The organism is Halomonas jincaotanensis, from assembly GCF_018448785.1.
GTDB lineage: Bacteria > Pseudomonadota > Gammaproteobacteria > Pseudomonadales > Halomonadaceae > Halomonas > Halomonas jincaotanensis.
Window position 1 is genome coordinate 34609 of record NZ_JAHCLU010000005.1, and the last position, 21342, is coordinate 55950.

At 63.6% G+C, this 21342-nt stretch carries 21 protein-coding genes; 15 read left to right on the top strand and 6 right to left on the bottom strand.

Features of this window, described 5'->3' with window-relative positions; genetic code table 11:
• Positions 1-30 precede the first annotated feature (30 nt).
• Positions 31-942 carry an ion transporter gene (locus KG088_RS06180; protein WP_213824634.1) on the bottom strand — a complete coding sequence of 304 codons (912 nt, stop codon included), beginning with the start codon at positions 940-942 and terminating at the stop codon, positions 31-33.
• Between the two features lie 33 nt (positions 943-975).
• The gene (locus tag KG088_RS06185) at positions 976-1845 is read right to left on the bottom strand and encodes a CYTH domain-containing protein (protein WP_213824635.1); all 870 of its coding nucleotides are present in this window, start codon (positions 1843-1845) and stop codon (positions 976-978) included.
• Positions 1846-1949: 104 nt separating this feature from the next.
• On the opposite strand from KG088_RS06185, the gene KG088_RS06190 reads away from it, so the two are divergent.
• The 7 genes from KG088_RS06190 (at position 1950) to KG088_RS06220 (ending at position 11428) form a co-directional block, all read left to right on the top strand.
• A complete protein-coding gene (locus tag KG088_RS06190) occupies positions 1950-2630 on the top strand; it encodes a TIGR00153 family protein (protein ID WP_213824636.1) in 681 nt (226 codons plus the stop codon).
• Positions 2631-2689: 59 nt separating this feature from the next.
• A complete protein-coding gene (locus KG088_RS06195) occupies positions 2690-3955 on the top strand; it encodes an inorganic phosphate transporter (protein ID WP_213824637.1) in 1266 nt (421 codons plus the stop codon).
• 117 nt (positions 3956-4072) lie between these two features.
• Positions 4073-5386: an amino-acid N-acetyltransferase gene (gene argA, locus KG088_RS06200; protein ID WP_213824638.1), complete on the top strand. Its 1314-nt coding sequence runs from the start codon at positions 4073-4075 to the stop codon at positions 5384-5386.
• A gap of 859 nt (positions 5387-6245) precedes the next feature.
• The gene (locus KG088_RS06205) at positions 6246-7949 is read left to right on the top strand and encodes a sensor histidine kinase (RefSeq protein ID WP_250148100.1); all 1704 of its coding nucleotides are present in this window, start codon (positions 6246-6248) and stop codon (positions 7947-7949) included.
• Positions 7949-8524, top strand: coding sequence for a hypothetical protein (locus KG088_RS06210; protein ID WP_213824639.1), 576 nt, complete (start codon positions 7949-7951; stop codon positions 8522-8524). The genes KG088_RS06205 and KG088_RS06210 overlap by 1 nt, the downstream gene beginning before the upstream one ends.
• A gap of 65 nt (positions 8525-8589) precedes the next feature.
• Positions 8590-9939 carry a two-component system response regulator GlrR gene (glrR, locus tag KG088_RS06215; protein WP_213824712.1) on the top strand — a complete coding sequence of 450 codons (1350 nt, stop codon included), beginning with the start codon at positions 8590-8592 and terminating at the stop codon, positions 9937-9939.
• A 4-nt stretch (positions 9940-9943) separates the two neighbouring features.
• Entirely contained in the window at positions 9944-11428 is a 1485-nt protein-coding gene (locus KG088_RS06220) for a phospholipase D family protein (protein ID WP_213824640.1), read from the top strand.
• A gap of 43 nt (positions 11429-11471) precedes the next feature.
• Here KG088_RS06220 and xseA read toward each other — a convergent pair whose 3' ends face one another.
• Both xseA and KG088_RS06230 read right to left on the bottom strand, forming a co-directional pair.
• Positions 11472-12815, bottom strand: a complete 1344-nt coding sequence (xseA, locus tag KG088_RS06225) for an exodeoxyribonuclease VII large subunit (RefSeq protein WP_213824641.1) — start codon at positions 12813-12815, stop codon at positions 11472-11474.
• Between the two features lie 183 nt (positions 12816-12998).
• The gene (locus KG088_RS06230; RefSeq protein WP_213824642.1) at positions 12999-13196 is read right to left on the bottom strand and encodes a CsbD family protein; all 198 of its coding nucleotides are present in this window, start codon (positions 13194-13196) and stop codon (positions 12999-13001) included.
• Between the two features lie 234 nt (positions 13197-13430).
• Between KG088_RS06230 and guaB the strand changes: the two genes are divergently transcribed.
• Both guaB and guaA read left to right on the top strand, forming a co-directional pair.
• Positions 13431-14900 carry an IMP dehydrogenase gene (guaB, locus tag KG088_RS06235; RefSeq protein ID WP_213824643.1) on the top strand — a complete coding sequence of 490 codons (1470 nt, stop codon included), beginning with the start codon at positions 13431-13433 and terminating at the stop codon, positions 14898-14900.
• 82 nt (positions 14901-14982) lie between these two features.
• Positions 14983-16560, top strand: coding sequence for a glutamine-hydrolyzing GMP synthase (guaA, locus tag KG088_RS06240; RefSeq protein ID WP_213824644.1), 1578 nt, complete (start codon positions 14983-14985; stop codon positions 16558-16560).
• Positions 16561-16575: 15 nt separating this feature from the next.
• Here the strand turns inward: guaA and KG088_RS06245 are convergent, their stop codons facing one another.
• Together KG088_RS06245 and KG088_RS06250 are read right to left on the bottom strand one after the other, a co-directional pair.
• Positions 16576-17022, bottom strand: a complete 447-nt coding sequence (locus tag KG088_RS06245) for a type II toxin-antitoxin system VapC family toxin (RefSeq protein WP_250148101.1) — start codon at positions 17020-17022, stop codon at positions 16576-16578.
• Positions 16985-17227 (bottom strand): antitoxin, encoded by a 243-nt coding sequence (locus KG088_RS06250; protein ID WP_213824645.1) that lies wholly within the window; start codon positions 17225-17227, stop codon positions 16985-16987. The genes KG088_RS06245 and KG088_RS06250 overlap by 38 nt, the downstream gene beginning before the upstream one ends.
• A 208-nt stretch (positions 17228-17435) precedes the next feature.
• Between KG088_RS06250 and KG088_RS06255 the strand changes: the two genes are divergently transcribed.
• From KG088_RS06255 to KG088_RS06280, 6 genes are all read left to right on the top strand, one after another.
• Positions 17436-17858: a VOC family protein gene (locus KG088_RS06255; RefSeq protein ID WP_213824646.1), complete on the top strand. Its 423-nt coding sequence runs from the start codon at positions 17436-17438 to the stop codon at positions 17856-17858.
• Between the two features lie 92 nt (positions 17859-17950).
• Positions 17951-18469 (top strand): GNAT family N-acetyltransferase, encoded by a 519-nt coding sequence (locus KG088_RS06260; protein ID WP_213824647.1) that lies wholly within the window; start codon positions 17951-17953, stop codon positions 18467-18469.
• A gap of 89 nt (positions 18470-18558) precedes the next feature.
• A complete protein-coding gene (locus KG088_RS06265) occupies positions 18559-19032 on the top strand; it encodes a YchJ family protein (RefSeq protein ID WP_213824648.1) in 474 nt (157 codons plus the stop codon).
• 134 nt (positions 19033-19166) lie between these two features.
• On the top strand, positions 19167-19997 hold the full coding sequence (locus KG088_RS06270; RefSeq protein WP_213824649.1) for a CPBP family intramembrane glutamic endopeptidase: 831 nt from the start codon (positions 19167-19169) through the stop codon (positions 19995-19997).
• A 110-nt stretch (positions 19998-20107) separates the two neighbouring features.
• Entirely contained in the window at positions 20108-20536 is a 429-nt protein-coding gene (locus KG088_RS06275; RefSeq protein ID WP_319941392.1) for a VOC family protein, read from the top strand.
• Positions 20537-20799: 263 nt separating this feature from the next.
• On the top strand, positions 20800-21270 hold the full coding sequence (locus KG088_RS06280) for a phosphate-starvation-inducible PsiE family protein (protein WP_213824650.1): 471 nt from the start codon (positions 20800-20802) through the stop codon (positions 21268-21270).
• Positions 21271-21342: the final 72 nt, after the last annotated feature.

Consider the following 21342-nt stretch of genomic DNA (forward strand, 5'->3'; position numbering starts at 1 on the left):
CATTGCCATTACAACGTTTCACAACGGGGTTCAGGCCCCGTTGTCATTTCCGCGCGTCTTGTCCTGGCTCTCTTCAGCGTCTTCGGCCGGTGCTCTGGGGTCGGGCGTCGTCTCGTCAAGCCAGGTGCCGCACAGCAGGCAGTACTTGGCGCGCCGCTCATGACGGTCGTGGCCGCAGCCAGGGCAGGCCTCGTCGGAATAGCGGTCGGCACGGATCGAGCGAATCACCTCGGCCGAGAAGACCCCGGTCGGCACGGCGATGATCGAGTAGCCGATCAGCATTACGAGCACCGAAATCGCCTGGCCGAGAGGCGTTACCGGCACAATGTCGCCGTAGCCCACCGTGGTCAGGGTAACGATGGCCCAGTACACCGCCGTGGGAATGCTGGAAAAGCCGGCCTCGGCGGGCTCGATCATGAAAACCAGCGCGGCGAAGATGTTGACCAGCATGAATACGGTGAACAAGAAAAGAAAAATCTGGTGCACACTATTCTTCAGGGCATCGACCAGCAGCCGCCCTTCACCGACGAACTGCATGAGACGCAGGATCCGGAAGATCCGCAGCACCCGCAGCAGGCGAACGATCACCAGCGATTGGGCGCCGGGTACGAGCAGTATCAGCCAGGTAGGCAGGATGGCGATCACATCGATAACGCCGTAGAAGCTGCGTAGGTACTTAAAGGGTTTGTCGAGACAGTACAGACGGGCGGCCAGCTCGAGGGTAAAGGCGAACGTGAAACCCCACTCCAGCCAATAGAAGAGCTCGCCGTACTCGACTCGATAGGCAGCTACGCTGTCGAGCATCACCACCAGCACACTGGTAAGTATCATCACGATCAGGGCGATATCGAAGCCCTTGGCGAGCGGCGTGTCCGATTCGAAGATCACCTGAAAGATGCGAGTACGAGCGCCTTCGGCGGCGGGTTTGAAGGGTTCGATCATGGGCGCCTCTCTGGCGTTACGAAGGGTTTCGAGTCAAAGCGTCACATCGGCGGGCAACCGTCGGGTCAGCTGCAGCGCCGCTCGGCCGAAGGCTGGGGTCGGCCAGTCGGGAGCGTGCAGATCGGCGATAAGGGGGGCGATTTCGCGACGATAGCGGCCGCCGTCGAGTTCGGCTAACTGCTGAAAAGCGTGGCGAGCCGCCTCGCGCCAGGTCAGCTCGTGGGTATCGGTGTAGGCGTCCAGGGCCACCACCGCACGGTGCAGCCAGGCGCTGGCTTGTTGCCCGCCCTCCGGTAGCCGCCACTCTCCGGTCAGCAGGGCATTACCGCGGGCAGCCTTGCTGGTGTCGGCGGGCCGCAAGCCCACGCGGTCTGTCAGCGCCTCGGCCAGAGCCCACAGGCGGCCTGGCTCGCCGCGCTTGATTTCCAGTTCCATTTCACGGATGGCCACGCGCCTTTCACCGGCGTGAATCTCGCCGAGGTCGAGGGCCAGCTCGATGTGGCTCTCCGCGTCTTCCAATTGCCAGGTCTCGCGGCGGAAGTCGGTCGCGAAGCGCGGCGCCAGGCGAGCCAGCTGCGCCTCCGAAAAGTCGGCCAGAGGCGGCAGTGCGGCCAGGCCGTTGAGGTCGAGACCGGGCCCTGCCACCTCCCACTCCCATTCGCCGCGGGTAGACAGCCCGCCGCCGCCCTGGCCGCGGGTCTTGAGAGTCTGGCGCAGCCGGTCGCCATCGCGCCGCAGGCGCAGCGCCATGCGTGCCGCTTCCAGCTCTGCCCCCGGGGTGTCGAAATAAGTGTTACCCAGCGTCGCAACGCTTGGCGTGATGCCCGCCAGCCGCGGGTGATCGCGCAGTTGGGCGGGCCCGCTCTCCGCCAGGGCCAGCTTCAACTCGATTTCCTGGTTCATTAACTTGCCACCTCGCTACGATGAATTTTTGATGACTTTTTCATGACGTGACGGTGGTGGGTCTCTATACTGGCGCCGCCATTTCCTCAAATGGAGGCGTCGCCATGGCGACTACCAACCCGTTTTCCGCGATGTTCGGCCGCTCGCCATTCCAGCCGCTGCTGGCGCACATCGTCAAGACCCACGAATGTGCCAACCATCTGTTGCCCTTCTTCGAGGCGACGCTGGCGGGTGACTGGGATGCTGCCGCCGAGTGTCGCGAGAGCATCACGCGACTCGAGCACGAGGCCGACGAGCTCAAGACCGAGCTTCGCCTTAACCTGCCCAATACTATCTTCCTGCCGGTCTCGCGTACCGATCTTCTCGACCTGATCAGCGTACAGGACAAGATCGCCAACAAGGTGCGCGATATCACCGGCATCATGCTCGGTCGGCGCATGCAAATGCCGCAACCGCTGGCCCAGCCGATGCGCGACTACATGCGTACCTCGGTGGCCTGCGTGGCCCAGTCGCGCCAGGCCCTGGAAGAGCTCAAGGACCTGCTGGAGTCAGGCTTTGGACGCAACGTCACGCAAGTGATGCAGAAGCTTATCCGCGAACTGCACGTCCTCGAGAATCAGGCCGATCACCAGCAGGTTGCCATCCGCCGCCAGCTATTCGAGCTGGAAAGCGACTTGCCACCGGTGGACGTCATCTTCCTCTACAAGATCATCGACTGGGTCGGCGAAGTCTCCGACCGTGCCGAACGCGTTGGCAGTCGTCTGCAGATCATGACGGCCAGCTAAGCCACACCGGCAGCCCTCTCCGCTTACTCCATTCGACCGCCACCTGGGACTCCTCCCTTATGTCGATCATTGCGCAGCACGGCGACACCTTCATCATCCTGGCTTGTCTCTTCGGTTTCTTCATGGCCTGGGGCGTCGGCGCCAACGACGTCGCCAATGCCATGGGCACCTCGGTCGGTTCCCGGGCGATCACCATCAAGCAGGCGATCATCATCGCCGTGATCTTCGAGTTCCTCGGCGCCTGGCTGGCCGGCGGCGAGGTCACCAACACCATCCGCAAGGGCATCATCGACCCCGAGCTGCTGCAGGAGGATCCCCAACTGCTGGTCTACGGCATGCTCGCGGCCCTGCTGGCGGCGGCGACCTGGCTGCTGGTCGCCTCCATGAAGGGCTGGCCGGTCTCCACGACCCATTCCATCGTCGGTGCCATCGTCGGCTTCGCGGTGGCGGGCCTGGGCGCCGGCGCGGTGGACTGGGCAAGCGTGGGCAAGATCGCCGCCAGCTGGGTGGTCTCGCCGCTGCTGGCCGGCACCATCGCCTTCACCCTCTTCAAGTCGGTGCAGCACTTGATCTTCGAGGCCCGCGACCCCTTCAGCGCCGCCAAGCGCTACGTACCCATGTACGTCTTCCTGGTCGGCTTCGCGGTGACCATGGTGACCCTCACCAAGGGCCTCAAGCACGTCGGCCTGGACCTCGGCTTCGGCTCTAGCCTGCTGCTCTCTCTCCTCGCCGGCTTGGCGGTAGCCGGGATCGGCGCGGTCATGGGGCGTCGCGTCAAGGCCTCGAGCCGCCAGTCCGACCAGTTCGGCTTCTCCGGGGTGGAGCGCATCTTCGGCGTGCTGATGATCTTCACGGCCTGCGCCATGGCCTTTGCCCATGGCTCCAACGACGTGGCCAACGCCGTCGGCCCGCTGGCGGCGGTGATCAGCGTGGTCCAGACCGGTGGCGAGATCGAGGGGGCGGCCCTGGTGCCCTGGTGGGTGCTGGTGCTGGGCGGCGGCGGCATCGTCGTCGGCCTGGTCACCTACGGCCACAAGGTGATCGCCACCGTGGGCACCGGCATCACCGAACTGACCCCGAGCCGCGGCTTCGCCGCCACATTGGCGGCCGCCACGACCGTGGTTCTGGCCTCGGGCACCGGCCTGCCGATCTCCACCACCCATACCCTGGTCGGGGCAGTGCTGGGCGTGGGCCTGGCCCGCGGCATGGCGGCGCTCAACCTGCGGGTCATCGGCACCATCGCCATGTCGTGGCTGATCACCCTGCCGGCCGGCGCCGGCCTCGCTATCCTCTTTTTCTTCACTTTCAAGGGCATATTCGGCTAGTCCGGCGCCAGGCCCGTCACGAGGGCGGCGGCATCACGGCGGTGGTGCCGCCGTTTTGTTGGCTCTGCTATCATCGGGGCTTGCTCAATCCCGATCATCTGCTGCCGGAGTGCGGCCTTGGACACACGTTTTCCCTTCGTCGACTGGTTCCGCAATTCCTCGCCCTACATCAACGCTCACCGGGGCCGAACCTTCGTCATCCTTATCGAGGGTGAAGCGATGGCGCGTGGGCGTGGCGAGCAGCTGATCCAGGACCTGGCGCTACTGCACACCCTCGGCGTGCACCTGGTTGTGGTGTTCGGTATTCGTCCCCAAGTCCGCCAGGCACTCGACGAGGCGGGTATTGTGCCCGAGCGGCATCAGGGGCGTTGGGTCGCCGATCCGCCGATCATGGATGTCGTCGAGCGCATTGCCGCCGAACAACGCATGTGGCTGGAAGCGCGGTTGTCGCTGGGGCTGCCCAACACGCCGCTGCACGGCATGGAGCTGACGGCGATTTCCGGCAACTTGGTGATGGCCAAGCCCCTGGGCGTGCGCGAGGGTGTCGACTTTCATCACAGCGGCGAAGTACGCCGTGTGCGCTCGCGCGTTATCCAGGGGCTGCTCGAGAAGGGCTCACTGGTGGTGCTGCCGCCGCTGGGCTTTTCCAGCACGGGGGAGGTGTTCGACCTTGATGCTGCCGAGGTCGCCCAGCACGCCGCTGTGGCACTATCCGCCGACAAGCTCATTCTACTAGGCGAGGCCAGCGGCCTGTTCGACCAGAGCGGTCAGATGCAGCGCCAACTCACCCCCGCCGAAGCCGAGCCCTTGCTGAGCCAGGCGGAAACCGCGGATGAAACGGCGCGGCATCTACGCGCCGCCTGCGCCGCGGCACGGCATGGCGTGGGGCGCACCCATCTGCTCTCTTGGCATGACCATGATGCGCTGCTCGGCGAGCTGTTCACCCGTGATGGGGTGGGCACCATGATCACCCAGCATCGCTACGAGCAGCTGCGCCCCGCCGAGCTTGGTGACATCGGCGGCCTGCTCGAGCTACTCGACCCGCTGGAGCGCTGTGGCATGCTGGTGCCACGCTCCCGCGAGCGTCTCGAACACGAGATCGACGATTACCTGGTGATCGAGCGCGATGGCATGATCATCGGCTGCGCGGCCCTGCATGCCTTTGCAGACGCCGAGATGGCCGAACTCGCCTGCGTGGCGGTGCACGACGACTATCGCGGCGGCGCGCGCGGCGAACTGCTGTTGGCCGAGATCGAGCGTCGCGCCCGGCGGTTGGGTCTCTCGGCCCTGTTTGCCTTGACCACCCATACGGCGCATTGGTTCTTCGAGCACGGCTTTGGTCTGGCCGATATCGCCGACCTGCCGCCCCTGAAACGCGACACCTACAGCTACGCCCGCAAATCGAAGATTCTCGTCAAGCCGCTCGGCTAAGCGGCGCCTGTCATGGTGTTGTCACATTCGTCGTTGCTTCTTGTTCCCTTGATGGTCGTTGCCACATGACATCGGGTCCGTCAGCACTGTCGCCAAATGCATACACCTTAATACATTGTCATTGAAGGGGTTTTTAGTTTAGCGGTAATGCGTGTCTCTAAAAAAAGACAAATCAGCGCCTGACAAGACGATGTTTCGTCGATTTTGGCATCCAGGCGTATCGCTCCTTACGCTTATGTGCATTTCAACTTTCTGAAAATTAAGCGAATAGATCGTTTCTGGCACGGCGTTGGCAAATAGATAGGTGAGCAACAGAAGCGGTTTGTCACGGCTCAAGCTGCTTTTGATCGCCAAGGACGTTCGGGTCAACACTGCCCTGTGCACCTGAACCCTGAAACGATCAGCGTTTGCTCAAAGCGATGTATGACTTAAGGTTGCGATGAGACGGGTTCGCCAAATAGGCAAGGACGTGACCCGAACGGGCAAGGAGGCCTAGGCAAGGATGCCTCATCCCTCTTCGGAGGGATCGAATTGAGCACCGGCGCTGCCGACGATGTCGGGGGCGACGATGTCAGGAACGAAGCAGGGCGGCGCGCCACGCGATGGTTCGCCACCCGCATGTGGAGGTCAGCCCCTGGTGGCACATGACATTCGTATGGCTTCGTGGGCCCCGGCCCATCTGGATTGTGGATAGACCCGGTTGATCAGGCAACGGGACTTTCTCCTCTCCATACCCCTTCAGTTCCCTGCGTATTGGGCCGGCTATGCCGGCCTTTTTTATGTTTTACGCCGACGAAGGCGATGCGGGCTGTACGAGTAAGGCTGACCAGCGGAACTCTGTTATTCTTTGGGGAAGACGATGGCAGTACCTTTCACCCCCCTGCAAAGAATGCTGGTCATGATCTCTCGGGTTTCCCGCCGCTGGCGCCCTCGCTCGCTGCTGCAGCTCGTGCTACTCGCCTTTCTCGTGGTGATGTTGCCGCTTGCCATACTGATGTTCCAGGCCGGCCAGGCGCTCACCGAGCTGTCACGACTAGCGGACGTGAGCGCTCGCCAGGCTGTCGAAGAGACGCGCCGTGCGCGAACACTCAGCGCCTTGGCGCTGGAGATAGAACGCGGTGCTCGCCAGTATGCCGTCCTGGAGCAAGAGAGCCTACTGGATATCTACTACGAACGACTGGATGAATACGAGACGCTGTTGGCCCGGCATCGCGAGCTGCTACCCAATAACCCGGAGGTAGCGGCGCTCGATGCTCAGCTGGATGAATTGGCTCGCCTACCGCTACTGCCCATCGAGGACTTCCGTGAGCGTCTGGTGGCCTTCTACCCATTTTCCCAGAACACCGACGCCATGCGCCAAGCCACCAACGACCAGATCGACCTGCGCATCGAGGCGATCCGCGAGCGTGCGATGAACGTGCAGAACCGACTATGGCTGCAGACCGCTGCGATGGTTTCTGCCAGCCTGATCCTGATGCTCTACTTCTCCTGGCTGATCATCCGTCCGGTGCGCCAGCTCGAGCGACGTATCCTGGGCTTGGGCAGTGGCAAAAACCACCGGGCGATGACTCGTATTCAGGGCCCCGCGGAGCTGGTCCAGCTAGACCGACGACTCGACTGGTTGGCCTCGCGACTCGAGGAGCTCGAGGAGCAGAAACAGCAGTTCTTGCGCCACATGTCCCATGAACTCAAGACGCCGCTGGCCAGCGTGCGCGAGGGCTCTTCGCTGCTTGCCGATGGGGTGGCCGGCGAGCTCACCCCCCGCCAACGCGAGATTCTCGACCTGATCGACGCCAGCGGGAGTGAATTGCAGCGTCTGATCGAACAGCTTCTCGACTACAACCTCCTGCAACACAATCGTGCCATCGAGCCTGAGCATCTGGACATTGCCACCGTGATCAAGGAGGTGCTCGCCAAGCATCGCCTGGCCCTGGACAACAAGGGCATGCGTGTTACCTGCTTCGATGCCCCCCTCGAGTGGCAGGCCGATCGCACCGCCCTTATCTGTATCCTCGACAACCTGATATCCAATGCCATTGCCTATGGGGAAGACGGCGGCTGGCTGGAGATACGTGCCCACCGTCGACATGATGACTTGATCATCGAGGTGGCCAATAGTGGTGAGACGATTGTCGGTGAGGATCGTGAGCGGCTATTCGAGGCATTCTATCAGGGTCGTATTCGTCGCAGGGGCCCGCTCAAGGGATCCGGCATCGGCCTCTCGGTGGCCGCCGACTGCGCTCGCCTGCATCACGGCAGCCTGGCGCTAGTGGATGATTCGCGCTTCGACGTGTGCTTCCGTTTGACCCTACCGAGGCTGACCAGCGCGTTACCCACCGCGGATGGGTCGCTTGAAAACACGACCTATGACGACGAAATCTACACCGCTGCGCCCTATGAAAAAGATCTCTTCAAAAAAGCGCCCTTCAATAAAGCGCCCTTAAAAATAGAGCCCCATTTCAATGAGACCAATATCAATGCGCCCCGAGCCAACGAAGAGGGTCGCCACGAACCACGGCTCGGGGCGGGGCCTACTCATCTCACTGCCAGGAAACCACGATAATGCAACGACATTGGCGAATCGGCCCGCTGCTGGTCTGTCTGATGGCCCTCTTGCTGGCCGGTTGTGAATTGATTGCCGACGAGCCTTTTGGCCGGCAGAACGACACCGAGTCCGTCCAGCCTGTCGCGACCGGCTGCAAGGCGCTTTTGCCTAACTTCGACGATGCTCCCTGTCTGCTGTCCGACTGGATCGCTTTCGGTCTGGCCTCCCAGCGCGGCGACCGGGAGTGGCGCGACGACATGCTGACGCGCCTTGAGGCCGAGACCACCGAGCGTCGACTGGCCAGGGCGGTCGCGCTCACCTGGGGCAGCGAGAGTGAATGGGAACGCGCCTCGGAGCTTTACAAGGCGGACCTTCATGCCGCCCCCGTCGAGTTGCAGCCACTGCTGCGTTACTGGCTCAATGAACTGGAGGGCAGGAGGGCCATGAGTGGGCGTCTCGCCAGCTCCCGTGAGGAGATCGCGGCGCTGGAAGAAGAAAACGCCACCCTAGACGAGAAGCTCGAGGCGCTGACCGCCATTGAGCACAATATCAACCTTCGACAGCAGATCGATGATCGGGAGACAACGCCGTGAAACACGCAACCTCCATGCAGGCGCCACGTGTCCTCGACAATCGAGCGCGTGCCCAGGGCAGCCGGATGGCCGACAGTCATCCGCATATTCTGTTGGTGGACGACGACGTCAGTCTCCTCAAGCTGCTCGGCATGCGTCTGGAAAGCCGTGGTTACCGAGTGACCACGGCCGAAAGCGGCCGGCAGGCCCTCAAGACCCTCGACGTCGATCGCCCCGAGTTGTTGCTTACCGATCTGCGCATGGACGAAATGGACGGCCTGGCGCTGTTTCGGGAAGTGCAGCGCCAGGCGCCGGGACTGCCGGTCATCCTGCTCACCGCGCATGGCTCGATTCCCGATGCGGTCAGCGCTACGCGCCAAGGCGTGTTCGGCTTTCTCACCAAGCCGGTGGATCGCGATGAGTTGTTCGCCACCATCGACCAGGCGCTGGACCAGGCCCCGGGAGCGACCGCCGAGGGCGACGATGCCTGGCGCGCGGCGATCATCACACGCAGCCCCGAGATGGAGCGAATCCTCGAGCAGGCGCGCATGGTCGCCGCGTCCGACGTCAGCGTGCTGATCACCGGCCCCTCCGGGTCTGGCAAGGAGCTGTTGGCGAGCGGTATCCACAAGGCCAGCTCGCGGGCCGACAAGCCCTTCGTGGCCATCAACTGTGGGGCGTTGCCCGAACCGCTGCTGGAAAGCGAGTTGTTCGGCCATGCCAAGGGCGCCTTCACCGGGGCGGTGAACGAGCATCAGGGGCTCTTTCAGGCCGCCGACGGCGGATCGCTGTTTCTCGACGAGATCGGCGACATGCCGCTGACGCTGCAGATCAAGTTGCTGCGGGCGTTGCAGGAGCGCCAGATCCGCCCGCTGGGCTCGACGACCTCGGTGCCCATTGATGTGCGGCTTATCTCGGCAACCCATCGCGACCTCGACCGCGCCATGCAAGAGGGCGATTTTCGCGAGGATCTCTACTATCGACTCAACGTCGTCAACCTCAAGCTGCCTCCGCTCAAGGAGCGTGCCGAGGACGTACCGCTGCTGGCCAAGTACCTGGTGACCCAGGCCGCCGAGCGTCACAAGCCCTTCGTCAAGGGGTTTTCGCCGGAGGCGCTGAACCTGTTGGCCGGCAGCGCCTGGCCGGGCAACGTGCGCCAGTTGGTCAACGTGGTCGAGCAGTGCGTGGCCCTGACCAGCTCGCCGATGATTCCCGAGGCGCTGGTGGCGCAGGCGCTGGCCGCCGAGGACAACGGCCTGCCGACCTTCAACGACGCACGCGCCGCCTTCGAGCGCAGCTACCTGATCAAGGTGCTCAAGATCACCGAAGGCAACGTTACCCAGGCGGCACGCATCGCCGGGCGCAACCGCACCGACTTCTACAAGCTGCTGGCGCGACACGACCTAGAGCCCAGCCCCTTCAAGCCGTCGGCCTAACCTAATGGCACGCCTCGAGGCGTCACCGGGACGCTCGCCTGCCCGGGGTCACGACAAGCCGCGCTGGTGGCGCCGCAAGCACTGGTACCTGGTGCTGTTCCTGTTGGCCTATGTAGGTGTGTTGCTTTATCACCAGTACAAGCCACTGCCGGACGGTATCTCCTACGCCAGCCAGGAATACCGCGTCGAGGACGTCAAGTTCTATCGCGACCTGACCCACCACGAAAACGATATCCGCCATGTCGATCAGGAGATATTCGCCCGCCTGGAACAGATGATCGAGGAGGCGGAGGACTTCATCGTCATCGATGTCTTCCTCATGGACGGTCGCGTCAGCGACGCATCGGTCGACTATCCACCGATCGCCGATGACCTCATGCAGCAATTGATAACCAAGAAATCGGCCAATCCGGAGATGCCGATCGTCTTCATTTCCGACGCGGTCAACACCGGCTACGGCTCCTATCCGGCCGATTGGCTCGAGCCGATGAAGGCGGCGGGCATCGAGGTAGTGATGTCGAATCTACATCCCTTGCGTGATTCGACCCCCGTCTACTCGACCCTATGGCGTATGGGGCTGCAATGGTTCGGCCAGGAAGGCACGGGCTGGCTGGAAAACCCCTTCGTCGACGACGGGCCGCGCATGACCCTGCGCTCCTACCTCAAGCTCTTCAACATCAAGGCCAACCATCGCAAGGTCTACATGACCGAGCGCTCTGCCCTGGTCGCCTCGGCAAACGCCCATACCGAGTCCGGCTTTCACGGGAACGTCGCCTTCGAGGTCACCGGGCCGATCATCGCCGAGATGCTGAAAGCCGAGCAGGCGGTGGTCGACCTCGGCGATTCGGGGGTCGTCCTGCCTGACGTCGAGGCGGAGGAGACCGCCAACGGGGGGTCGCTGCACATTCAGTACACAACCGAAGGGCAGACTCAGAAAAACGTGCTCGCCACCCTGGCGCGGGCCGGTCCCGGCAACGAGCTCTGGCTCGGGATGTTCTATCTCGCCGACCGTCAGGTGGTCAATGCCATCACCGCCGCGGCCAACCGTGGAGTCGAGGTGTCAATGATCCTCGACCCCAACGAGACCGCATTCGGCAGGAAGAAAACGGGCCTTCCCAACCGACCCGTGGTCCAGGAACTGGTGGAGGATACCGACAGTAAGGTCCGCGTACGCTGGTATGCCGTCGGGGACGAGCAGTACCACCCGAAGATGATGATGCTCAAGCAGGATGAGCGCAGCACTATCATCAGCGGCTCGACCAACTTCACGAAGCGCAACCTCGCCGATTACAACCTCGAGGCCGGGCTGACGATCTGGGGCCCGCCGGAGGCCGAGGTAATGCGCGAGGTCGAGGCCTACTTCGCTACCCTGTGGAGCAATCGCGGCGGCGCCTACACCCTCGATCAGGATGAGTATCAGAACGTGCTCTCCCAAGGGCAGCGCGTCGTCTATGCGGTGCAAACTTTCTTCAATCTGACCAGCTATTAGCATCGACCCCTAGCATTGACCCCCTAGCATCGCCCCTGGCCGCTCAACGCTTCAGGCGCCGTTTGACCTCCAGCTTCAAACGGCCCTCACCCAGGCGGGCGGTCAGCGCCTGCCCGGGCTGGGTGTCCTGCGAACGGCGGATCACCTGGCCCCGTTCGTCTTCCAGAATCGCGTAGCCGCGCCCCAGCACCGCCAGCGGGCTGACCGCCTGCAACTCGCGGGCGAGTCCGCCCAACCGTTCGCGATGGCGCGTGAGTTCGCGCTGTATCGCGGGCGTTAAGCGGGTGCGGGCACGTTCCAATCGTTGCGTCGCCTGCGCCAGTTGCCGCGCCGGCGGGTGGGCTGTCAGGCGCCTGTCTAGGAGCGCCTCGCGGCGGCGTTCGGTAGCGAGGCGCTCCTGGGTGGCGCGCCTTAGCCGGCTCTGCAGCTGGTCTAGGTGGACGCGCTGGCGGTCGAGCGCTTCGCGGGGATGGCGAAGCCGTGCGCGAAGATGGTCCAGGCGCTGAGCATCACGCTCCAGCCGGCCGAGCTGGGTGCGCTCCAGTCGAGCGGCCAGCGTGATCAGGCGACCCTGAAGCTCGCGGCGGTCGGGCACTAGCTGCTCGGCCGCGGCGGACGGCGTGGGCGCCCGCACGTCGGCGGCGAAGTCGGCCAGTGTCACGTCGACTTCGTGACCCACCGCCGACATCACCGGCAACCGCGAATGGAAGATGGCGCGCGCCAGGTGCTCGTCGTTGAACGCCCACAGATCCTCCAGGCTGCCACCGCCGCGGGTGATCAGGAGGGCGTCGCGGCTCGGGTCCAGCGCCTGCTGGCGATTGAGCATGCCCAGCGCCGAGATCAGCACTGGGGCAGCTTCACGGCCCTGCACTGGCACCGGAATCAGCGTTACCTGGGCGAGCGGCCAGCGCGCCGCAAGCACGGCCAGTACATCGCGGATGGCCGCCCCGGTCGGCGAGGTGAGCACCAGCAGATGGCGCGGCGGGTAGGGCAGGGCGCGGGCGTTGGCGAATACCCCCTCGTCCGCCAGGCGGGCCTTGAGCCGCTCGAAAGCCGCCAGCAAGTCGCCGAGGCCTGCCGCCTGCACCACCTCGACGATCAGCTGGTAATCGCCCCGGGGCTCGAAGATCGACAGCCGTCCGCGCACCTTGACGCGATCGCCGTCGCGCATCGGCGAGGCCACGAACCGCGCCCGGGTGCGGAACAGCGCGCAACGCAACTGGGCGCGGTCATCCTTGAGCGTGAAATAGACATGCCCGGAGCCGGGCCGCGATACCCCCGAGAGCTCGCCCTCTACCCACAGCTCGCCGATATCGCGCTCAAGCGTCTGCTTGGCACGGCGGTTGACGTCGCTAACGGAGAGAATGCTGTCTTCGGCAAGGGGCATCGGCGCTCACCCTGTAGGATGGGGGCCGCTTACTTTATCATGCTCGAGACGGCTCGCTGAGCCGGGGCTTGGCTATTCACCAGGCAATGCTCATCTCATCAGGCAAAGCACGTCGCCACAACGCAATACGCCGAGCCAGTTGGCTCGGCGTAAAAGTCGGTCGGCTCGACAGAGCCTAATCGGTCATTGACGGCTGGCCCAGTCATCGGCCTCTTTTTCGGCCTTTTCGCGTTCCATGCCATATTTCTGCTGCAGCTTGCCTATGAGCTGCTCGCGCTTGCCACCGATCTGATCGAGTTCGTCATCGGTGATCTCGCCCCAACTGGAACGGGCCTTGCCACTCATTTCCTTCCATTTGCCTTCGATCTGATCCCAGTTCATCTCGACACTCCTTTCCTTGGTGGTCATTGGCCATGATACGGCGTAGGCCCCTGGCAAGCCATTACTCTGCTAATGGCCTTTGGCCTACTCTCACAATTTTAGACGATAAATGCCGGTTTGCCCTAATTTTCCAGGCACAGCGCGCCGCCATCGTGACGCCACCCATGCTTGGCCGCTATAATGGGGGATTAACTTTTTCACTCCCTCCCACCAGCTCACTGGGTGTTGCCGATTATGCTACGTATGGCTCAAGAAGCACTGACGTTCGACGACGTCTTGCTCGTACCCGGCTATTCCGAGGTACTGCCCAACGATGTCAGCCTCCGAACGCGCCTGACCCGTCATCTCTTCCTCAACATCCCGCTGGTCTCGGCGGCGATGGACACCGTGACGGAGGCCCGCCTGGCGATCGCCATGGCCCAGGAAGGCGGCATCGGTATCATCCACAAGAGCATGACCATCGCCGCCCAGGCCGCTGAAGTGCGCAAGGTCAAGAAGCACGAGAGCGTGATTGTCAAGGACCCGGTGACCTTGAACCCCAAGGCCAAGTTGGCCGACCTGTTGAGCATGGCCGATGAGCATGGCTTCTCCGGGTTCCCGGTAGTGGAAGGCGAGACCCTGGTCGGCCTGGTGACCCAGCGCGACATGCGCTTCCAGCCCAACCACGGCGATACCGTGGCGGATATCATGACGCCCGGTGAGAAGCTCGTCACCGTGCCCGTGGGCACCGGGCTGGATGTCATCAAGGGCAAGATGCAGGAGCATCGCGTCGAGAAGATGCTGATCGTCGATGACGCCTTCCGCCTGCGCGGCCTGGTGACCTTCAAGGATATCGAGAAGGCCCGCACCTTTCCTCACGCCGCCAAGGACAGCGATGGACGCCTGCTGGTCGGCGCCGCGGTGGGCACAGGCCCCGAAACGCCGGATCGCATCGCCTTGCTGGCCGAGGCCGGCGTCGATGTGATCGTGGTCGACACCGCCCACGGCCACTCGCGCGGCGTGATCGAGCGGGTCGCCTGGGTGAAGGAGCACTTCCCGCAGATCCAGGTGATCGGCGGCAACATCGCCACCGCCGAGGCGGCCAAGGCGCTGGCCGAGGCGGGCGCCGACGCCGTCAAGGTCGGCATCGGCCCCGGCTCGATCTGCACCACGCGCATCGTCGCCGGCGTCGGCGTACCGCAGATCACCGCGGTCTCCAACGTCGCCGAGGCGCTGAAGCCCTACGACATCCCGCTGATCGCCGATGGCGGCATTCGCTTCTCTGGCGACCTGGCCAAGGCGATCGCCGCCGGCGCCAGCACGGTGATGGTCGGCGGCCTGCTGGCCGGTACCGAGGAAGCCCCCGGCGAGGTCGAGCTCTACCAGGGCCGCACCTACAAGGCCTACCGCGGCATGGGCTCGATGGGCGCCATGTCCCAGACTCAGGGCAGCGCCGACCGCTACTTCCAGGACAAGAGCGAGGGCGCCGAGAAGCTGGTGCCGGAAGGCATCGAAGGCCGCGTGCCCTACAAGGGCATGATGAGCGCCATCGTCCATCAGATGATGGGCGGGCTGCGCGCCTCCATGGGCTACACCGGCTGCCGCGACATCCAGGAAATGCGCACCAAGCCCGAATTCATGAAGATCACCGGGGCCGGCTTCAACGAGTCGCACGTCCACGACGTGCAGATCACCAAGGAAGCCCCCAACTACCGGGCGAGCTGAACCCATTGACTGATCGACCGCGGCGGGGCACTCCCCGCCGCACGCTTTTGTATCCGGCCTGCCGCCCCACCGAGACGCTTTCATGACCGACATTCACGCCCACAAGATCCTGATCCTCGACTTCGGCTCCCAGTACACCCAACTGATCGCCCGCCGCGTACGCGAGATCGGCGTCTACTCCGAGGTCCGTGCCTTCGACATCACCGAGGCCGAGATCCGCGAGTACGCCCCCAACGGCATCATCCTCGCAGGCGGGCCGGAATCGGTCACCGAGCTGGACTCGCCGCGCGCCCCGCAGTGCGTGTTCGAGATGGGCCTGCCGGTGCTGGGCATCTGCTACGGCATGCAGACCATGGCCGAGCAGCTGGGTGGCAGCGTCGAGGGCTCCAAGGTGCATGAGTTCGGCTACGCGCAGATCCGCGTCGACGAGGAAACCGCGCTGTTCAAGGATATCTCGGACCATATCGACCGCGGCACCGGCAAGAGCCTGCTCGACGTCTGGATGAGCCACGGCGACAAGGTCGCCCGGGTGCCCAGCGAGTTCACCGTGACCGCCTCCACGCCGAGCTGCCCGGTGGCCGCCATGGCCTGGGAAGCCAAGCGCTTCTATGGCGTGCAGTTCCACCCCGAGGTAACCCACACCCTGCAGGGCCTGCGCATCCTCGAGCACTTCGTGCTGGGCATCTGTCAGGCGGAACGCTTGTGGACCCCGGCGCAGATCATCGAGGACCAGGTGGCCCGCGTGCGCGACCAGGTCGGCGACCGTCACGTGCTGCTCGGCCTTTCCGGCGGGGTGGATTCCTCGGTGGTCGCGGCATTGCTGCACAAGGCCATCGGCGACCAGCTGACCTGCGTGTTCGTCGACAACGGCCTGCTGCGCAAGGCCGAGGGCGACCAGGTCATGGAAACCTTCGCCCGTCACATGGGCGTGAAGGTCATCCGCGTCGACGCCGAAGCGCTGTTCCTGGGCAAGCTAGATGGCGAGGCCGACCCGGAAGCCAAGCGCAAGATCATCGGCAACACCTTCATCGACGTGTTCGACGACGAGGCCGGCAAGATCGATGGCGTCGACTTCCTGGCCCAGGGCACCATCTACCCGGACGTGATCGAATCCGCCGCCAGCAAGACCGGCAAGTCGCACGTCATCAAGTCGCACCACAACGTCGGCGGCCTGCCCGAGACCATGAAGCTCAGACTGGTCGAACCGCTGCGCGAGCTGTTCAAGGACGAAGTGCGCAAGCTTGGCCTGGAACTCGGCCTGCCGTATGACATGGTCTACCGCCACCCCTTCCCGGGGCCGGGCCTCGGCGTGCGCATCCTCGGCGAAGTCAAGAAGGAGTACGCCGACATCCTCCGCGAGGCCGACGCCATCTTTATCGAGGAGCTGCACAACGCCGACTGGTACCACAAGACCAGCCAGGCCTTCGCCGTCTTCCTGCCGGTGCGCTCCGTCGGTGTGGTCGGCGACGCCCGCCGCTACGAATGGGTCATCGCCCTGCGCGCGGTGGAAACCATCGACTTCATGACCGCCCGCTGGGCGCACCTGCCCTACGAACTGCTGGAGACCGTCTCCAACCGCATCATCAACGAGATCACCGGTGTCTCTCGGGTGACCTACGACGTCAGCAGCAAGCCGCCGGCTACGATCGAGTGGGAGTAGTGCAGGCGTCGCAGACTATGCCTCTAGCCAGTTCTCCACTTTCAGCCCTGGCACCCGGGAGAATTCCCTGACATTGGCGGTTATCACTGTAAGGTCATTTGTGAGAGCTTGTGAAGCAATCAGAAGATCATTTGGCCCAATGGGTGATCCCTGCCGTCTGAGGTGATGGCGTAATGATGCGTACTGGTGGTCGGCGGGTGGTTCCAGTGGCAGAATTTCCAGTGCCGAGAGGATCAAGTCAATGCGTTCTGCGAGTTTTGCAGAGTTTGATTTGATCGCGCCATAGCGGAGTTCTGCCGCTACGATGATGCTAGTGCAGCCAGTACCTCTCCTGCCTTGGTGATCTGTGCTGCAACTGCGCTTTGGGGATTGCGGACAAGATCTGACAGGATATTGGTATCCAGTAAATACGCCAGCGATGCACTCATAGCTGCACTTCGTCCAGTGAAGGCAGATCGTCATCGATATCGGGGAAGGGTTCAGTCAAGGGATCCAGAGAGGTAAGCAGTGCCAGCAGCCTGCCTTTACGGATCGGCTCCACGATCAGCCGGTCACCCTCCTTGTGGATGATTGCCTCCTCACCCTCCAACTCGAACTCGCGGGGTATGCGTAGTGCCTGATTGCGCCTGTTACGAAAGAGGCGTACATGGCGTTCAGAGGTTGACATGCGTATATCCTCCGGTCTGTATGGCATAGGTCAAAGCAAATGCTGAAAAATCCGGTGAGTCAATGAGGGACAGAGCCTGAGGGATCCCACATGGACAGTCCCTCATTCTTTGTTACATGGCCTGAAAGGGTTTGATTCCGTGGCGCTGAACTTTGTCTGCCAGCTATGGTGTTCTTATCGATAGGGTACTGGCTGGGAGGAGTTCGTGATGGAGCAGCGCATCAGTCTGATCACCCTGGGTGTGAGCGACCTGGCGCGGGCGCGGCGCTTCTATGAGGAGGGGCTGGGATGGAAGGTGGGGCTGTCGGAGGGCGAAATCGTTTTCTTCCAGCTCAATGGGCTGATCCTGTCGCTCTATCCACGCACCGCCCTGGCGCAGGATGCTGGAATACCCGAAGCGGGCAGTGGCTTCGCCGGCATTACCCTGGCCCACAATGTCGGTTCGGAGCCCGAGGTCGACGCCGTGCTGAACGAGGCGCAGCGCGCCGGCGGAGGTATCGTCAAGCCGGCCAGAAAGGCGGAGTGGGGCGGGTATTCCGGCTATTTCGCCGATCTCGACGGCCATCTCTGGGAAGTGGCGCACAATCCCTATTTCCCCATCGATGGCGAGGGCAATACCTGGCTTGGATGAGTGCAGGCGGTGAAGACGATAGCCTCCATGTCAGCCATACCTTGTCGTGTGACAGTATGGCCATCGGAACGATGTTGAAAGGAACACGAGCCATGCTGACACAAGCCTTTTCCACGGTTCGCTCTGAAACGCCCGACGACGTCCAGGCCATCGAGGCCGTCACTGTAGCGGCCTTTCGCGAGGCGCCGCATACAAGCCATACCGAGCAGCATATCTTGCGCGCGTTGCGTGAGGCAGGGGCGCTGAGCGTGTCGCTGGTAGCCGAGTGCGATGGCGAGGTGGTGGGCCATGTGGCGGCCTCAAAGGTCACGCTGTCGGACGGCACGCCGGACTGGTTCGGGCTGGGGCCCGTGTCGGTGCTGCCGGCGTGGCAGGGCAGCGGCATTGGTTCCGCGCTGATGGAGGCGTGCCTGGCGGGCTTGCGCGAGCGCGGTGCCCGGGGCTGTGTGCTGGTGGGGGAGCCCGGTTACTACCAGCGCTTCGGCTTCCGCTCTATGTCGGGGCTCAGCCTGCCGGGTGTACCGCCGGAATACGTCATGGTGTTGGATTGGAGCGATGAACGGCCTCAGGGCGAGGTGGCCTTCCATCCGGCCTTCGAGGCAACGGCCTGATCGGCGGGGGCTGGCCGGTGAGCCGTCTTGTGCTTCCGGCAACGGGCGTCCTGAACGCCTGGGTCCAACCACACGAGGTTCTTTCTTGCATGAAACAGCCGGATCGCACAGCCTGCCTCTGCGGCAGCGGTCGTCCGCTCACCGACTGCTGCGGGCGCTATCACGCCGGCGAGCCGGCGCCGACCCCCGAGGCGTTGATGCGCTCGCGCTACAGCGCCTTTGTGCTCGACCTTCCCGACTACCTGCTGACGACCTGGCACCCGAGCACCCGGCCGTCGAGCCTGGAGCCGGACGCCGCGACCGTCTGGAAGCGTCTCGAGGTGCTCGAGAGCGGCAAGGAGGGCAGTGAAGGGAGCGAGCGGGGATGGGTGCATTTCCGCGCCACCTTCCGCGAGGGCAAACGCTGGTCGGTGCTGGAAGAGTCCTCAAGCTTCAGGCGCGAGGCGGGGCGCTGGTTCTATCTCGATGGCAACCCTGCCATCCATCGGCTCAAGCCCGGCCGCAACGCGCCCTGTCCCTGCGGCAGCGGGCGCAAGTTCAAGGCCTGCTGTGGCCCGGCATGAGTGGGGCGGCTATTCCGGCGACTTCGCCGACCCCGACGGCCATCTCCGGAAGGTGGCGTAACATCCGTATTTCCCCATCGATGAGCAGGGCAATACCCGGCTCGGTTGAGCGTGGGTAACGGCAGGGAGAGCGCATGCTCACCTTCGGCATTGGCTACTCATTCTTCCTGATCCTGTTCGGCCTGTGCGCCGAGCCGCGCTGGCGTTACGGCGGGGCGGTGGCCGTGCTGCTGCTGGCGGGGCTCGTCGGTTACGCGACCTGGCTCTTCGTGGGGCTGGCGCTAGGCCATGTGTCCCTGACCGCGTGGATGCTGGCGCAGCGGCTGCCGCCCTGGGCGCAGGCGGCGCGGATCGCCTGGCTGGTGGCCAGTGCCGGTCTGGTGCTCCACGCCTGGCCGGGCTATGCCGGGCTGGCGCTGGCCGAGGAGCTGGTATGGAAGGAAGGCAGCCTGCCCACTGGCCTCTACTTCAACCACGACAAGGTGCTGGTGGCCTGGTCGCTGCTCGGCTGGTTACCGCTGTTCGGGCGCAGCCTGGCACCACGCGGGGCCGTGCCGCCCTGGGCGATGCCACCGCTGGTAGCGGGCGGCCTGGGGCTGTTGATGGGGCTGGCCGTGGCGCTGGGGCTGATCGACTGGCGCCCGGGTGTGCCCGCCTGGTTCTGGGCCTTCGCCGTGGCCAACCTGCTCAATACCTGCCTGGCCGAGGAACTGCTGTTTCGCGGCGTGCTGCAGCGCGACCTGATGGCGCGTCGGGGCACCGTCGTCGTCCTGTTGGTGACAAGTGTGCTGTTCGGGATCGCCCACCTGGCGGGCGGCGTGGCCTTCGTGGTGGTCGCCACCGGTGCCGGGCTGCTCTATGGGCTGATCTACCTGTGGACGGGGCGGCTGGTGTGGTCAGTGCTGGTGCACTGGGGACTCAGCCTCACCCACCTGCTGCTGTTCACCTATCCCATGAGTGCCTGATGTCAAGCGGCGGGCAATCACCTTCTGCCGGGGAAGCGGTGCTGCGACGGTGAAGCTCGCCCGCCTGCTATGGTGCTCCTATCTTATGGGGCACAGCTCGGGAGGACCCCATGATGGAACAACGCATCAGTCTGATCACCTTGGGCGTCAGCGACCTGGCACGGGCGCGGTGCTTCTACGAGGCGGGGCTGGGCTGGCAGGTGGGGTCGGCCGTGGACGACGAGGTGGTTTTCTTCCAGCTCAACGGACTGATCTTGTCGCTCTTTTCCCGCGCCGACCTGGCGAGAGATGCCGGCGTGCCCGATGCCGGCACCGGCTTCGCCGGTATCAGCCTGGCCCACAATGTCTGTTCGGAGCCCGAGGTCGACGCCGTGCTGAGCGAGGCGCAGCGCGCCGGTGGGCGTATTGTCAAACCGGCCAGCAAGGCGGCGTGGGGCGGTTATTCTGGCTATTTCGCCGACCCCGACGGCCATCTCTGGGAAGTGGCGCACAATCCCTATTTCCCCATTGATGATCAGGGCAACACCTGGCTGGGTTGAGGTGATTTGCATCGTTGCTGTAAACCTCCATAGCGCCATGAATCGCCATGGCGGTTGCCGCCCATGCGCCCCACGACGACTTCGAGCCCCAGCGGGTCCAACACTTCCAACAAGGCTTCATAGGTGTGTTCGTCAATCGCCGATGAGCGTCTCCATTTTATCTGGCTAGCGTCGCCCCACTCGTCGCCATATAGTTGCGTCCTTCCCCCTGTTTTGCATCAGAACAGCGTGCCCGTTTCGGGGTAACTTGTCAGGAGAGACATATGGAGCATGAGAAGAGCACCGGGGCCCGACCGCCGCAGCTGATGCATGATGAGCTTCCCAAGGAGCATGAGGACCCGTTGATCCGTAGTTTGCATCTCGTCATCCGCTTTGCCATCAAGGTGTTGGCGGTGCTGATGGTGCTGGTGATCATCTGGGGCGTGCTGGACGTGATTTACGTGCTTTACACGCGTTTCATGGCCCCGCCGGTGATGCTGTTCAATGTCAGCGATATCTTCGTCATCTTCGGAGCCTTCATGGTGGTGTTGATAGCCGTGGAGATCTTCATCAACATTCGGCTTTACCTCGGCACCAATATCCTGCCCATCCGCCTGGTGATCGCCACGGCCCTGATGGCCATTGCGCGCAAGGTCATCATCCTCGACATCGAAACCATTACCGCGGAAGAGATGCTGGCTATCGCGGCGGTAGTGCTGGCGCTTGGCGTCACGCACTGGCTGGTCGGCAAGTAGTCGCCACAGCCGTGAGCCTCTAGGCCGAGGGCGATCATAGCCCACCTTCATCAACGTGCTGAGTAGTATGCC